The 13861-nt window shown below is 66.4% G+C and carries 16 protein-coding genes; 10 read left to right on the forward strand and 6 right to left on the reverse strand.

All coding sequences use genetic code 11. The annotated features are described in order from the left end of the window. Positions 1–405: 405 nt before the first annotated feature. From ACV7NQ_RS47685 to ACV7NQ_RS47710, 6 genes are all read left to right on the forward strand, one after another. On the forward strand, positions 406–1074 hold the full coding sequence (locus ACV7NQ_RS47685) for a hypothetical protein (RefSeq protein ID WP_463366195.1): 669 nt from the start codon (positions 406–408) through the stop codon (positions 1072–1074). Continuing rightward, complete coding sequence (locus tag ACV7NQ_RS47690; protein ID WP_463366196.1) at positions 1067–1408, forward strand: hypothetical protein; 342 nt, start codon at positions 1067–1069, stop codon at positions 1406–1408. The genes ACV7NQ_RS47685 and ACV7NQ_RS47690 overlap by 8 nt, the downstream gene beginning before the upstream one ends. Positions 1409–1552: 144 nt before the next feature. After that, entirely contained in the window at positions 1553–1969 is a 417-nt protein-coding gene (locus ACV7NQ_RS47695) for a hypothetical protein (protein ID WP_463366197.1), read from the forward strand. Between the two features lie 117 nt (positions 1970–2086). Next, positions 2087–3196: a nuclease-related domain-containing protein gene (locus ACV7NQ_RS47700; RefSeq protein ID WP_463366198.1), complete on the forward strand. Its 1110-nt coding sequence runs from the start codon at positions 2087–2089 to the stop codon at positions 3194–3196. Positions 3197–3226: 30 nt separating this feature from the next. After that, positions 3227–4495, forward strand: a complete 1269-nt coding sequence (locus ACV7NQ_RS47705) for a hypothetical protein (protein ID WP_463366199.1) — start codon at positions 3227–3229, stop codon at positions 4493–4495. A gap of 60 nt (positions 4496–4555) precedes the next feature. Continuing rightward, a complete protein-coding gene (locus ACV7NQ_RS47710; protein ID WP_463366200.1) occupies positions 4556–5122 on the forward strand; it encodes a hypothetical protein in 567 nt (188 codons plus the stop codon). Between the two features lie 187 nt (positions 5123–5309). On the opposite strand, the gene ACV7NQ_RS47715 is transcribed toward ACV7NQ_RS47710, so the two are convergent. Continuing rightward, positions 5310–5528: a hypothetical protein gene (locus tag ACV7NQ_RS47715; protein WP_463366201.1), complete on the reverse strand. Its 219-nt coding sequence runs from the start codon at positions 5526–5528 to the stop codon at positions 5310–5312. A 72-nt stretch (positions 5529–5600) separates the two neighbouring features. Between ACV7NQ_RS47715 and ACV7NQ_RS47720 the strand changes: the two genes are divergently transcribed. Together ACV7NQ_RS47720 and ACV7NQ_RS47725 are read left to right on the forward strand one after the other, a co-directional pair. Beyond that, on the forward strand, positions 5601–6362 hold the full coding sequence (locus ACV7NQ_RS47720; RefSeq protein WP_463366202.1) for a hypothetical protein: 762 nt from the start codon (positions 5601–5603) through the stop codon (positions 6360–6362). Positions 6363–6369: 7 nt separating this feature from the next. Continuing rightward, entirely contained in the window at positions 6370–6702 is a 333-nt protein-coding gene (locus tag ACV7NQ_RS47725; protein ID WP_463366203.1) for a hypothetical protein, read from the forward strand. Between the two features lie 16 nt (positions 6703–6718). Here ACV7NQ_RS47725 and ACV7NQ_RS47730 read toward each other — a convergent pair whose 3' ends face one another. Next, positions 6719–7252 (reverse strand): hypothetical protein, encoded by a 534-nt coding sequence (locus ACV7NQ_RS47730; RefSeq protein WP_463366204.1) that lies wholly within the window; start codon positions 7250–7252, stop codon positions 6719–6721. A 147-nt stretch (positions 7253–7399) separates the two neighbouring features. Further along, a complete protein-coding gene (locus ACV7NQ_RS47735; protein ID WP_463366205.1) occupies positions 7400–7993 on the reverse strand; it encodes a hypothetical protein in 594 nt (197 codons plus the stop codon). Positions 7994–8245: 252 nt separating this feature from the next. Between ACV7NQ_RS47735 and ACV7NQ_RS47740 the strand changes: the two genes are divergently transcribed. Further along, the gene (locus tag ACV7NQ_RS47740; protein WP_463366206.1) at positions 8246–9067 is read left to right on the forward strand and encodes an abortive infection family protein; all 822 of its coding nucleotides are present in this window, start codon (positions 8246–8248) and stop codon (positions 9065–9067) included. A 328-nt stretch (positions 9068–9395) separates the two neighbouring features. On the opposite strand, the gene ACV7NQ_RS47745 is transcribed toward ACV7NQ_RS47740, so the two are convergent. Next, positions 9396–10028, reverse strand: a complete 633-nt coding sequence (locus ACV7NQ_RS47745) for a hypothetical protein (RefSeq protein ID WP_463366207.1) — start codon at positions 10026–10028, stop codon at positions 9396–9398. A 595-nt stretch (positions 10029–10623) separates the two neighbouring features. Here ACV7NQ_RS47745 and ACV7NQ_RS47750 point away from each other — a divergent pair. Continuing rightward, positions 10624–11859 (forward strand): hypothetical protein, encoded by a 1236-nt coding sequence (locus ACV7NQ_RS47750; RefSeq protein WP_463366208.1) that lies wholly within the window; start codon positions 10624–10626, stop codon positions 11857–11859. Between the two features lie 209 nt (positions 11860–12068). Here ACV7NQ_RS47750 and ACV7NQ_RS47755 read toward each other — a convergent pair whose 3' ends face one another. Together ACV7NQ_RS47755 and ACV7NQ_RS47760 are read right to left on the reverse strand one after the other, a co-directional pair. Next, on the reverse strand, positions 12069–12953 hold the full coding sequence (locus ACV7NQ_RS47755) for a RusA family crossover junction endodeoxyribonuclease (RefSeq protein ID WP_463366209.1): 885 nt from the start codon (positions 12951–12953) through the stop codon (positions 12069–12071). Positions 12954–12974: 21 nt separating this feature from the next. After that, positions 12975–13781: a hypothetical protein gene (locus tag ACV7NQ_RS47760; protein WP_463366210.1), complete on the reverse strand. Its 807-nt coding sequence runs from the start codon at positions 13779–13781 to the stop codon at positions 12975–12977. Between the last annotated feature and the right edge of the window lie 80 nt (positions 13782–13861).

Below are 13861 nucleotides of genomic sequence, written 5' to 3' on the forward strand. Positions count from 1 at the left end.
GTTCAGGGCAACGTTGCGGAGTCGCTGTTGTGAGCAGGCAGAACCCCCACCCGGCAGCGATGGAGCTGGCGGGTTCGTCACTCGACTCCTGTCGATCCGCAAGGTAGGACCGAACGGCAGCTCGAACCGTCCGACCAACCTTGCGGGCCGCAGGTCCACCGGTTGTCCGTCCGCAAGGTTCGTCGGAGTTGCCCGCGCGGGCGGGCGGAACGGACAACAGCAGCAGGGGCGGATGGCGGCGACGTGGCACGTGCAAGCGGGTCGCAACCGCGCGAAAACGATGAACGCGCGGCGCGGGACCCCGACCCACCCCACCCGCACCCCAGCCCACCCCACAGCCGCGCACGCCCCGCGCCGAATCCGACTATATAGACTTTTAAAAGTCTGACAGTCTATACTCCGGGTATGACTGAACGGACGGTGGTGGGAATCCTCAAAGGTGGTGCTGGCAAGTCCACCACTGCCTCGCAGTTGGCTATCTGGATGTCGCTGCTCGGCCTCGGGCCGGTGTTCGTCGGCGACGCCGACACCGACTTGACCACCTACGAGTGGATCATGGCGGTCCGCGAGAAGCTGCTGGAGATGAGCGGCGGCCGAGCGAGCTCGCGGCTGGACGCGTTCGACCTGACAGGCGGGCGCACGAAACGGCTGCACGAGCTGGAACGGTCCTACCCTCACTCGATCATCGATGTCGAGCCCAAGCGCGACAAGCTGCTGCGGGAGACGCTGTGGCGACCCGACACCGATCAGAAGACGAACCTGATCATGCCCATGAAGCCATATCCGCCGGATGTGCGGAAGTTGCCGCAGACGTTGGAGTTGGCCGGTGAGGTGGATCGCCACAACCCGGTCTTCCCCCGTGTGCTGCTGGTGCAGGTCCGGCTCAGTGCGGGGCACTCGACCGAGGTGCCCAGGCAGCTGGGCGAGGCTGGAATTCCGCAGTTCAAGACGATGATCACGCTCAAAGAGTCCATCGGGTACAGCCTGGGCACGACCCTCGTCGACTCCGCATACGCCGACGTGCTCACCGAGCTCGGCATCAACCCGAATGGAAAGGACAAAACCGATGTCTAGCAGCGGCGAACGCGCGGGCTCGATCACCGAGGCGCTGAAGAACGGATCCAAGCTCAGCCCCACAACCAAGGCATCCTCCACGGAGGACCGGTCCGACTGGCTGACGTGGACACTCAAGATGTCGCCTGAGCAGAGCGATCACTGGAACGACCTGCTGGCCAAGCTGGCCAAGCAGGCCGGACTGCGTGTGCGCACCAGCGGCCGCGCCAGCACCCGCAGCGTCGGCAGCATCAGCCGCCGCGACATGGTCGAGGCCCTGGTCGACCTGGCCGAGCACGACACGGCGGTCTGGGAATTGCTCGTCGACAAGATCCGGGTCTGGGAGCCGCGGTAGCTCGAAATCCAAAGCGGGCCTGGAGCATTGCTCCAGGCCCGCTTTGCGTATGCCCTGCAGAGATCTCACGATATATAGACTGTCAACAGTTGGACTGTTAGACTGTTAATAGTTGTTGAGCTCTCTCCGAAAGGGTCGCCCGCCATGTCGATTCAGCCCCGCCTCCGCTCCGCTTCTGCTTCCTGGCTGCGCCCAGCCCTGGCTCTGCGTCGCCGGATCGGCCACCTGGTCGCCTTCCTGTTCCGCACCCCCGCGCTGCTGGCGGCCATATTCGTCGCCGGAGTCGCCTTGTGCCTCTCGGTCCTGCTGACCACCGATCGCGCCCCCGCGGCCGCACTGCCGCCCGCCCCCGCAAGCGGCGACTGCGTCATGTTCTGCACCGACCGGGCCCCGGAGCCAGCGCGCGCCGCCGCGACCACCACGGCGTTCATCGCCGACCAGGGCGCACACGAGACGCAGTCCTGCTGGATGTTCTGCAAGACCTCCACCGACGCACCGGCCACCACGATCACCTTCGCTGGACCATCCAGCGCCACGACCGCTTGGCCCTTGGACCCGTAGCCGCCACTGAAACCCAGCCTGGCCAGGGTGTGCACTTTCGACACGCCGAGCCCGGATCGCACCATCACGACATGTTCACGGCACCACCAGGTGCCACCACGACAGGGGAAAAAACTCATGCTGATCATCAACGGCAACCGCCCGAAAATGTCGGGCGCGGAAAAGGCTGCGCTCGCCTGGCTTCAGGCCAGTGACCTATCCGGGATCGCGATCTCGGGCTGCCACATTCCCGACCGCAGCGGCCGCGCCAGCCAGGAAGCCGACCTGGTATTGATCACCCCCGACACCCTGGTATGCATCGAGGTCAAAGGCATCCTCGGCCGCAACAAAAACGGCGTGCTGGCCTGCGGCGTGAACTCCCGCTGGTCGCTGCCCGGCATCGACGGCGACCCCGTTCACGTCCGTGACGGTGACACCAACCCGATCAACCAGGTCTCCGACGCCATGTTCAACCTCAAGGGCGTCGCAGATCAGGCGGGGCTCGACGTGTTCGTGCCAGGCCTGGTCCTGGTCGAGCCGAACGGCGGCCAGATCACGCTCGACAAAGGCCAGGTGCCGATGCCGACAGGCCGCGACGTCGTGCTCGGCGGTGACGACGCCGCGCTGAGCGGATGGCTGCACACCGCCGCCCGCCAGCACCCACAGAACTGGACCATCGAGCGCGTCCACACCCTGCTCACCGCGCTGGACCTGGCCGACGTCGTCACCCGCCACGCCTTGGCCGACGAAGGGTTCCCCAACGCCGCCCCTGCGGCCGCGAACAGTGACGCGGTGGTCGTGCAGCTACGTCCCGCCGCTGTCATCCCCCAGCCCCCGACCGGAGGAGCGACCCTCTCCCGGACCAGCGCGCCCACAGCCGACCGCGGCGACCTCGGCCGCAGCCCCGAAGAGCAGATCCACCCAGAGACCGCGATGACCCTGACCACCGCCAGGACATCGCTTCACAACGCCCGCAACCGCCGGATCCGCAACGCCGTGCTCCTCGGCGCTGCAGTGGTCCTGATCAGTGGCGGTGTCGACGTGATGTGCTCAGTCTCCCCCGACCAGAGCTCCACCGACCACAGCACCAGCAGCGAGCCCGCACCGCTGCCCGCCGGCGACATCGTCAACGCCCCGGCCCCACAGGCCCCTGCCACGCCGGAACTCGCCCCGCCCGCCCCCGCGCCCCGCAAAGGCATTGACTTCAGCGGCGGCCAGGCCTGCTTCCCCTTCCAATCCGGCTGCTGAGACCAGCAGCAGGAAAGAAAGAAAACCGTGATGGACCACAACAACAGCGATCTGTGCCAGAGCGCCTCCTCGGCAGCCGACGCCAGCATCCGGGACCGGCTACTCGACCCGCACCAGATGCTGCCCGAGACCACATTGGCACCCGAAATCGCTGCGCTGCACGCCACGCTGCCCGCCGAGGTCCTCGACCACCGCGGCGCCCACCAGGCCATCGCACTCGCCGCCCACGGTCTGCACATCGTGAACACCCTCTACGGCGACCCGACGACCGGACGGATCGGCCGCATCATAGGCGACCTGGAGCGCCCCGAGTTCGGTGTTCTGGCGACCTACCACCACGGCGGCGGCCTGCTCGCCGCCGTCACCGCCCTGCACCAGCACCTCACCCGACTCGGAGCCAGCATCGACGACATCCTCGACGCCATCGCCGCCGACGCTTACAGCGACGCCGTGTACGGCAACGGCCGCCGCCGCGACAACCCCACCAGATACGACGAACTGCGCTCCGCCGAGCTGCTGCACGCGCACGCCCTCACCACCGGCTACCCCGCCGTCCGCGCCGAGCGACTGCGTGATGCGGTGCTGGGCACCGCATTCGACGAGCAGACCAAAGCCCAAGCCGGACGCGATCACCCCGATGTCGTTGTCCAGGCCGTCGTCGCAGTGGACCTGCATGTGCTCGCCTGCCCCGACGCGGTCACCACCGCCATAGACCTGGCCGTCGAGGACGGGATGTCGGCGCGCTGGTCGCCGGACCGCATCATCGGCCGTGCGATCGCCGAGACCGGCGCTCGGATCCGCTTCGTGCCAGAGGCTCTCGCCTTCATCGACGCCCACGCTGATCTGCGTCCACGGCTCGACGACGGCACCCGCGCCGACACCACCGTCATCGAGATGTTCGCCGACCGGCTCATCGGCAACGCGAATTTCATTGCCGCGCACCGCTACCCCGACACCTGGACCCTGGACAACCCCGAGCTGCGCGCCGCCAACGCGGCCGCCGAGCGGGATCTCGGCCAGCAACTGCGCCGCCCCGGCGCATCACCGCTGAAGAGGCATATCGCGCAGCGGCGGAGCACGCCACGACGACGGGGGCAGTCCAATGACCGGCGCGCATCCGGTTCTCGCCGCCGTTGGATTGCGCCACCAGCACAGCGCGCGGTCCGCGGTGGCTCCGGATGCTGCTCTCGGTCGTTCTGCTCATGCCGTGGCCAACGAGATCGACCTGGACATGCTGGCCTACGACATCGCCGACCTCATCGACCGGAACGAATACTCACTCGATGTCACCGCCGATGACATCCGCCTGGCTCTGCCGGATTTCCTCGCCAGAATTACCCATCACGCGCAGGCCCAGCGATGAATACACCTGAGCTGTCCAGGATTTCGTGGCGGCTGGAGGCCTACGCACGGCACTGGCTCGGCGACGAGTTGGCCGCGGTTATTGCATGGATGACCGAGAACGGCGTTCGGCGGGCGACATTCACCGAGCCGGTGACCGTCGAGCACGGCACCATCACCTATGCCCGGGACCGCTCACCGAGCTGGATCCCCGAACCCGATCGTGAGATCACCACAGAGTCGGTTGCGTTGCGGACGGCACCCCCGGTGATCCGGCGCCTGGACTGCGCACCGCAAGCACTGACCGAGTTGATCGCCACATTCGGTGAACACGTGTGGTCGGCCACCTTCGGCGGAGTGTGCGTTACCTGCTCACCCGCCGAACGCAGGGCCGATGGTCGCATGTGGGGCAACCGTAAAACCGTTGTCCGGTGGCCCTGCCAGCCTGTTCAGCACGCGATGGAGGCCGCAGGACTGGATTCCGCATCAATTCACGGGGGGACGGTCATGACCCAGTCCACCACCAATTCACCGGCTCCAGACCAGCCGTCCATTCCTGGTGTGGTTCAGCTCCCCGTGGGGTGAACAGGCCATCGCGGACATCCCGGATGCCGTACGTCACACCAGCTTGCGGATCCGAGTGATGACCGACCAAGAGGCTGTGCCGGTCGATCGTCCTCACACGGCACTGCCGACCGCACTCGGCGGCGATGTTTGCCAATTGGAACGCGAAAGCAGGGCTAGGAGCCAGTGTCCAAGGCTGCATGATCGGTCATGGTTCCGGCTGCTGCGCCTCACTGGCCGGTACGAGGGAGGTCACCGGCATCGGGAACATGTAGCCCGCATCCTCGACCGGCTTGAGCAGCGCCTGCCCGTCGTCGCTGATGGTTTCCACCCGAAAAACCGAGACACCGCCGGCGCCGATGCGGACCAGATCTTTCGCGTTCACCACGTCACGCAGACTATCTCGATCACGCGTCCAAATCCTCATCCGACAACTTCCAGCTATCGATGTGGAGTGGGCCCTCGACGCCACGCTCCCGCCGTGTCATTATACGAACATATGTTCGATAGTAATGTGGCTCCGGAGTCCAGCGGGGGCGCCGACAAGGCTCTCGCCGGTCTGCCGCGTGCCGCGCAGCTGGATGCGTTGCGAGCCCAGATGGCCGCGATCCCGGGCCGCGTCGGTGCCGAATCCGCACCGCCAGCAACCACCACAACCGATGTCCTGCCGATCAGTGGCGGACTTGGTGAAGTGCTGCCCGACGGTGGTCTGCCCCGCGGTAGCGTCGTCGGCTGTACCGGCGGTTCGGTGCTACTCGGACTGCTGGCCGCCGCGACCGCTGCAGGCGAATCGGTTGCGGTACTGGGCAATCCGCGCGCCGGATGGCTCGCCTTTCACGAGATGGGCGGCGACCTCAGAAAGCTCGCGCACATCCGGGACCCCGGTGACGACCCGATGGCCGTAGCCGCGATCCTGCTCGAAGGGCTGGCGGTGGTGGTGCTCGATGTGGTCGGATCCGCGGCGCCGTCGCGCTCGAGGGCGGTGATCGCGCGGGCCCGCAGTCACGGCGGCGTGCTCATCGTCACCGGCCCCGGGTGGGCCCGGCCGGATCTCCAACTGGAATGCCGCCACGCGGACTACACCGGCCTGGGCCACGGTCGCGGCCGACTGCAAGCAGTCCACCTCGACGTTCGGGTATCCGGCCGTGGCGCGCGCCCGCGGACCTCGCGCGTGACCCTGGCCGGAACCATTGGCGGGAATACCTGTTGGACTCACCAGGCCGCCTCGGCGGCCGCCGCCTCGTTCACTCGGACCGGATAGGCCGGCGGTGAGCGAAGAAGACAAGTCGTCGCCACTGCGGCGCGTGGAACCACCCCGACGCGTGTGGGTCGATCCGCGCCGCGTGTGGACCCATCCTCTGCGGGAGCGCCCGCGTGTCGAACCGGTCACGCTCGGGGAAAAAGCTGCAGCGCTGGACCTTCGGCTCGACGAAGAGTGGATTCGCGCCATGCTCTACGCGTGGGCTCGGCTGCGGCTGGGTCGCGACCCGGTCTGGTACGCCAACGTCGCCATCGAGTGGCGCGCCCACTCCGGCCTGGTCGCGGTGACGCTGACGCACTGGGTGCCGTGGGACGCGGTGCGCCCTCCGGTCAATCCGTAGCGGAAACCGGTCAGGTCTACACCTGACCGGCGTTGTCGATGCGTTCGAGCGCCGCAGTGATCAGCGGCATGGTGCCCTTCGCGAGGCGGTACTCCAGGATCACCGGGTTCTGCGAATTGGTGGAGTGGTGTGCTTCCACCAGGCGTGGCGGGGGAGCTACTTTCGCCGTGGCGGCACCAGCTCGGCGCATGGCCGAGATCATGCCCCCCAGGTTCTTGGCGCCGGTGAGCTCCTTGACACGGTCCGGGGTGGCTGCGCCTCCTTCAGCGACCAGCAGCCGGATCAGCTTCAGCCCAGAGGGGTGGAGGTGACGTAGGAACTTCTCGACCAACTCGTCGTCCCATACGAACTCTTCGTCGTCGTCCTGCAAGACCCGCCGCTCGCCGTTGATCCGCAGTGGCAGGCGTTCGGCCAGCGCCACCTGGGCGGCGAGCAAACCCAGTTGTAGCCGCTGGTCCAGGGTCATCGGGCCGCCCGGGTTGATGATCATCGCGAAGGTCAGCTGCTCGCGCGCGACCCTGAGTGCGTCGATGTCCCCTGACTCCCTCATACCGCTCAGGGTATACAGGTGACTCGCTGCGCCGGAGGGGATTCCGTCGGCGGCCTGGCTCCCTGCTTTGTGCAGGTGGCCGCGGCCGTACAGCAAGAGGCCCCCGGAACGGGATCTCGTTCCGGGGGCCTCTTGCTGTACCGGCGGTTACTCGGCGTTCAGGTATCCGATCGGGCCGCCGCTGGAGACCGAGATGCGGCTGGACATGATCTGCTCGACACGCTCCTTCAGGCGCGGGTCGATATCCGGTGTCAGCGGCTGACCCCAGCGGGCCAGCAGGTCGCCGCTGAACCTATGACGGGTCTCGGCTTCACCCAACGCCTGGAAGGTGTCTTCCAGGGCCGTGATGGCGTAGACCGCGACAGGCACCGTCGCGACGGTTACCGCGAACAGCTCGTTGTCGAGGATCCGTTGCGGGTCGCACCGCCACCAGCACAGCGCCGCTTCTGCGAGCTCGCGGGCGCTGAAACCGATGTGGAAGCCGATCCACTCGCGGTCGGCCTCACGTGCGGCGGCCCGTGCGGCGGTCCTCAGCACGGTCAGCTCCCCGGAGGCGACGACGAGACGGGGGCGGCTCGCCAGCGAACCAATCCGCTCTGCGTCGATCGGTGTTGGAATCACGCCGCAGGCGATGAGTTTCTCGCAGGAGGCTCGCGAGATCTTCAATACAGCCGCGGCATCGTTGATGTTCATCGGGCGGGTCGCGGTCGGCGGCTGCTGCGCGAACGTGGGCAGTGACATGTGTTGTCCCTTCTGTAGAGCTAGGCCTTTGTGGCCCTTCTTGTTTCGCCAGGTCAACTCTGGTCGAATGCGTTGAAACAGTGTAGTTGTTCAACGCACTGGCGAGTGTATGCGGTCGGCCGCATGAACGACAAACCGCCGATCGTGAGCTGCGACCCGACTAACCATCGACCGATCGCCAACGTCCTGAGACACCACACCTAGCGCGATCCTTAGAGTTTGTGGGTGCAGTATCAGGCGAATCGACCCGTCGTGATTTCCCCGGCGACACGACGCGCGTTCCGTGAGTTCGCGCCCGGCATCGTTCTCCGCGAGATCGATGGAATGTGGCAGGACGAGGGGTTTGCTCCTGGCCCAGATCCCGACCTCAACGGTCAACGGCGGAGCCTCTATCAAAGCTATCTGGACGTCGTCGACTGGACCGACCACGGACATGTACAAAGGGCACTCCGCGTGTTCGAGCGAACGATCGAGGGAGTCGAAGATGCATACCTCGGCACGGTTCGACGGGAGCTCGACCGTGACGGCTACCAGCTCGAACCCAACGGCCGAATAACCGGCGGTCCAGCTGGCCGCCTGCGTGACAGCGCCATAGCCGCAGTGAAGGACGCGTCAGCTATTCGGGAACACCTCGACCGCATCAGCCGCGCCGTCGAGCACGAAGACCCCGCCCAAGTGATCGGCTCCGCCAAGGAACTTATCGAGAGCACAGCCAAGGTCGTCCTCGGCCAACGAGGCAAGACAGTGAACGAAAAGGACGACCTGCCCAAGTTGGTCACCCTCGCTGAGCAGGCTCTGCTCGTTCATCCGACGAACTTTGCGGGTGGCCCTGACAGCAGCGAAGCTGTCCGCAAGATCCTGGGCGGCGCAACCACTGTCACGTCGGGAATCGCGGAACTGCGGAACCGGGGTTATGGCACTGGTCACGGACAGGCAGGCAAACGCGTGGGACTCAGTGCACGCCATGCCCATCTCGCCCTGAACGGAGCACGAACGTGGTGCGAGTTCATGCTGGACACGCTCGCGGACCCTCAAGCTCCCTGGCGCGACCAGCCCGGATCGACTCGAACCTGAACGCGCACGTGGTCGCGTTCCTGCGCTGGCTGGTTCACGACACCGACGACCTACCCGAGCGACCAGCCGGTGACATCAATCTCACAGCGCCCCTGCGCACGGTGTAGTCCGGATCTGTGACCGCCCGCGAGCCCAGGGCAGTGAACCCGGGGCATGCTGTGGCTACCCCGGGGTGCCCTCCTCCAGGGCACTACCCCGCTCCGGGTGCCTGCCCCCGGCCCCCGAATCGAACTGGATCGAGCCGTCGACACCCGACCCCAGTGCCCTGCCTGCGGCGTGCCCTGACGGTGCAAAAGATGTACGGGCCGCCCCGGGGCTCAACCCCGAGCTACCGGGTGTTGCGGAGCCGCAAGGTGCCGGACGCGACGAGGGCGTTGAGTAGATCGTTGGCGGCGGCGACGGTGGCGGTGTGCTCGCTGCTGGCGAGGATGCCGTCGCGGGAGCGGGCGGCGAGGGTGGTCAGAACTTCACGGGTGCTGCGTGGGGAATTGAGCACCAGGGCGACAGCCTCACGGTGCGCAGCGGCACGATTCTTCGGCGGCGTGTAGGCCGCGGGCAGCACCTCCGGCATCGCGGCGGGGTGCGATTCTTCGGCGGCGTGGTACGCCTGCCATAGCTCGTAGATGAACGGTTTCAGGCCCTTGTGTATCCACCGGTCGATGTTGGACATCGGCGGATCTGTGCGCATCCGATGCGCGAGCACGCGCAACAGTTTGCGCGTCGCCGCGCCATCGGACAGCACACGGTCGACCGCGCCATCCGCGCTGATCGGTCGGCTACGTTCGATGATCCGGTCCCGGATTTCCTCGTGGACTTCGACGACTTTTCCGGTGCTGCGGGCGGCACGGCGTTCCTCGGACGCGAGACGCCGGCACTCGATGGAGCACCATCGTCGAGGTCTGCCGCGGCCTCCTGCGGCAGGGAGCTTGGTGCCGCATCGCGGGCACGTTTTGGCCTCCATCTCGGCAGGCTACCGAATTTCGTCGGACGCAATTGCTCAAAATCACCACGTGGGTGCAAAAGGTGTGACCCCTTTCGGTGATGGTGTTGTGTTCGTTTTGTAGATGTTGGTTGTCGTTTTGTAGATGTTGTGTGTTGGTTGTGTTCGTTTTGTAGATGTTGTGTTGTGTTCGTCTGTTCTGTCCGGGGTTAGTTTGCGGGACTGGTTGCGGAGTTCGGACATAGGTTGCGGGTTTCGAGGGCATGGGCCCGCGGTCCGATCGGAAGACTGCGTGCCCGTGCTGCGGCTGGGAGTGGCAGCGGACTGGGGACGGCGAGTTCGAGATCGTCTATGTCGATGCCGAGTCCGGCGAGCGGCGGCTGGCGCTTGGTCTGAGAACGGCGCGGGCGCGTCACTCCGACAGTGACGGCCTCGTGCGCCTCCTGTTCTGTCCGTGTCGGGTCTGCCGGAAATGCACTGTGTCGCAGGGCATATCGTGCTCGCCATGCAGAGCGCGTATGCGAAGTTGTCTCGGGCGAAGAAGCACTTCACTGAGCTCCAGGCGTCCATCCACTCGTACCGGGACAGTGACGCGATCACCTTCAAGATGAGGCAGATGAACGACCCGCTCGATTCCTCGCAGGTGACCGTGGAATATGTCGCGAGGGTCAAGACGACGCCGCCGTCGGAGGAATGGGGGCTTGTGATCGGAGACGTCCTCACGAACTTGCGAGGCGCGCTCGACCACGCGCTGTTCGGCCATATCGTCGCTCGGCACACCACCCTGACCGAGAAGGAGCAGAAGGGGATTCAGTTCCCTATCGTGATCGACCCGACCAAGTGGCCTGACAAGGACAAGCAGTACGCGAAGTGGGTTGATCCAACGGTATGGGCTTTCGTGCGCGACAAACAGCCGTTCGTTCAGGCGAAGGCAGATCCGGAGTCGCACGGCCTGCACATCCTCAACGACCTAGTCAACCGGGACAAGCACAGGACGCTGCACGTCCTGGTATTCAAGGGGGCGGCGACGTTCGATCGCATCAACGAGCACATCACCGAACTTCCCGCGGCCGCACTGCCCATCACAGACGGTGCTGTTCTTGCGCGCACCAGCCTGCTGCGCGCGTTGAAGGCAAACAACCCGAAAGGGGTCGAGCCGGCCATCCTCCCCGGGGAGTCTGCGTACATCGAACACATTGATGCACCCGGTTTCGGGCGGAAACCGTCGGGGCGCTCGACCTCATGGAGAACCTCACCGCGGCCACCGAGACCTTCCTCGATGAGCTCCGCGGCAAGGGCTGCTGACCGTTCGGATATCGGTTGCGGACGTGCAGTAGTTGAACAGCGCGGTCCGGTAGGGCAGTGGCCCGATCTCTGGAAGTGCCCCGGTGAACCTGCGCGGGGCAACAGGCCTGCCCTGGGTGGCTACCCCTGGGCTACCCCAGGGCAGGCCGCCGCGACCTACCCCGGGGCACACCCCGCCACGACCTACCCCGGGGCCGCCGATGGTCCGGGAGCCGGGGCATGCCCCGGCTACCCCGGTCCCCACCTCCGGGGCACTACCCGGCCCGGTCCCTGCCTGGCTCCAGATCGAACTGGAACCGGGCCGGCCGACACCTGCCCCCGGTGCCCCGCCCGCGCGGGCGCCAGTAGTCGGCCCTCGCAGCCCGCCCGGCTGCGGATCGGCGTCGATGACGGCCGGTACGCCTTCGGCAACGTCTCCGGCCCGCACTTCCCGCGGGCGTGGGAGCACGACTGGACCCAGGACGGCCGGGCCTGCGCCGACCTCTACCCCGACGCCACAGTCTCTGAGTTGGCTGACCGCGAGCACATGAGGCGCGTCCTGGGCTGACTCGGCCTGCGGACCTCGCTCGCGCAGTGTCACCTTGAGTTGGACGTAGCGTTCACCGCAGCTCCAACTCAAGGTGGCGCGCCGCAGGCGATCGGATGGTGCGCCGCCACCTTCGGGTGGACCAGACAGCGCTCACCACGGAGCACGGACGCGAGACAGCACGAAGGCCCGGACCGCTGAACGCGCGTCCCGGCCTCCGCCGCGTGTGTTCACCCGTGAGGGGACGAAAGCATTTTTTCCGCCGCAGCAGCTCGAGATGCGCGAACTCGGCACGCGCCTGAACACGTCTTGCGAGGTCGGCCGGTGGCAGGCTGCACGATCTCCTTGCCGCACACCGAGCAGTGACTGCTCGACGTCGCCGAAGCTGGGGAAGAAATAGGCATTGGCATCGCTGACACCCCGATGCCGGGGGAAGAAATGGGCGCGGCAGGGACCGCGTGCAAAGCAGGTCGCTGAGCTGGCCGCCGCTGCCTGCTCTCGGCGGCACGTTTCGGGGCGCTGCACGCCGTTCTGACGGGATGAGCCTGCTCAACTGGCGCCGATGGAAACACAACCGGATCTGGCACGGGAGCGGGCTCTGCAGGCACGCTGTCGGACGGCTGCGCATCCCAGGTGATCTCCAGCCACATCGCGCCGCCCTTGCCCTTCTCGGCACGGTGGATGATCGGCTCGGGCTTGGCCATGAACTCGGGGGTGTCATCGAGCACCAGGCCACACCCGAGCTGGGCAGGGATCAGCCGCGGCTTCTTCTTGGGGTCCTTCGGCCGCGAGAGCCGCGCAGGCCGACCGTCGGTGAGCGCGTCGTAGGCCGGCTTAGCAGTGTCGACCAGGTTGTCCGTGTCCCGCCGCCGATTGTCTCTCGGGCGGTAGTGCAGCGTCACAGTGACATGGTCGAGGCCACGAGGCAGTCGCGCCGCCGTCGCCCGCTCATAGACCTCCTGGCGGACCTCCGCGATCTTCGCGGCGCGGGCGAACATGGCGCCACGCGTCGCACGACGCTGGTTCAGCGTGAGAGGCGGTGCCGTCCAAGACAATTCGATAATCGCGGAACCCGCGCCGATGTCCGCCCGCGCCGCCGCTGCTGGGTTGTTCACCACATCCAAGCCCTCTCGGAATCAGCCCTGAGTACGCGGGGTGGTCGGAGAGGGAATATTCTTACTTTCTTCCCCCTGCGCGACATTGTGTACCGCCGCAGTGGCATTTTTCAGCATTGCGCTGTAGTAGTCGGTTACCTCTTTGAGCCGCGTCCGGTACCGCTCGTCATCCTCGTCGCGGCGCTTCCGCTCCTTGTCCAGGTTGTCGATGAGCTGATCCACCTGCTTCCGAAGATGCACGGCTTCGTCTTCCGCGTGCTTCCGCGCCCGCTGAGCGGCCTGGACCTGGTCATGAGCAACTCGCGTATCCTCGGCTGCTTTCTGGGCAGTTGCAGCGGACTCGGCTGCAATCCGGTCCGCACGCCTCCGCTGCTCCTCGGCTTCCCTCAGCGCCTCGTCACGCTCCGCAACGGCAGCGGCAACCGCCTCGGCAGCCTCATCCTGAGCGGCCTGGATCGCGTCCACCGCCGTCTTCTGAGCCTCGGAAACAGCTTGATCCGCCTCCGTCTTCGCAGCCACTGCCTCAGCTTTCGCCTCGTCACGCTCAACCGCCATCCGACGACGCTCCTCAGCGTGCTTTTCGGCGAGATTGCGGCGCTCCTGCGCCAACTCCTCCGCGATCTTGCGCTGCGCGTTCGCGTGGACCAGCTCCTCCTCCGCAGCGGTCACGACCTGGATGATCTCGCGCTCAGCTGCCCCGGCAGCCGCGGCAGCCCCGATTACCGCGTGAGCTTCCGGAGCGATCTTCTCGGCGGCCTGGGCGATCTTCTCGGCGGCGGCCTGGAACTGCTCAACGAGCGCGGCGAACTGCTCGCGCGCCTCGGTCACCGGCCGATTGGATTCGTCACCGGCCGACTCCGCGGCGTGCGATGTAACGGAAGTGGATGTAACGAAAGTATTGGCCGCAG

The organism is Nocardia sp. Tas62D01 (genome assembly GCF_055232035.1).

Coding starts and splice junctions, on each gene's coding strand:
- ACV7NQ_RS47705 (WP_463366199.1), top strand. CDS start 3,227: ATGGACCACAACAACAGCGATCTGTGCCAGAGCGCCTCCTCGGCAGCC.
- ACV7NQ_RS47750 (WP_463366208.1), top strand. CDS start 10,624: ATGAACGACCCGCTCGATTCCTCGCAGGTGACCGTGGAATATGTCGCG.
- ACV7NQ_RS47690 (WP_463366196.1), top strand. CDS start 1,067: ATGTCTAGCAGCGGCGAACGCGCGGGCTCGATCACCGAGGCGCTGAAG.
- ACV7NQ_RS47735 (WP_463366205.1), bottom strand. CDS start 7,993: ATGTCACTGCCCACGTTCGCGCAGCAGCCGCCGACCGCGACCCGCCCG.
- ACV7NQ_RS47715 (WP_463366201.1), bottom strand. CDS start 5,528: ATGAGGATTTGGACGCGTGATCGAGATAGTCTGCGTGACGTGGTGAAC.
- ACV7NQ_RS47710 (WP_463366200.1), top strand. CDS start 4,556: ATGAATACACCTGAGCTGTCCAGGATTTCGTGGCGGCTGGAGGCCTAC.
- ACV7NQ_RS47745 (WP_463366207.1), bottom strand. CDS start 10,028: ATGGAGGCCAAAACGTGCCCGCGATGCGGCACCAAGCTCCCTGCCGCA.
- ACV7NQ_RS47730 (WP_463366204.1), bottom strand. CDS start 7,252: ATGAGGGAGTCAGGGGACATCGACGCACTCAGGGTCGCGCGCGAGCAG.
- ACV7NQ_RS47700 (WP_463366198.1), top strand. CDS start 2,087: ATGCTGATCATCAACGGCAACCGCCCGAAAATGTCGGGCGCGGAAAAG.
- ACV7NQ_RS47695 (WP_463366197.1), top strand. CDS start 1,553: ATGTCGATTCAGCCCCGCCTCCGCTCCGCTTCTGCTTCCTGGCTGCGC.
- ACV7NQ_RS47685 (WP_463366195.1), top strand. CDS start 406: ATGACTGAACGGACGGTGGTGGGAATCCTCAAAGGTGGTGCTGGCAAG.
- ACV7NQ_RS47720 (WP_463366202.1), top strand. CDS start 5,601: ATGTTCGATAGTAATGTGGCTCCGGAGTCCAGCGGGGGCGCCGACAAG.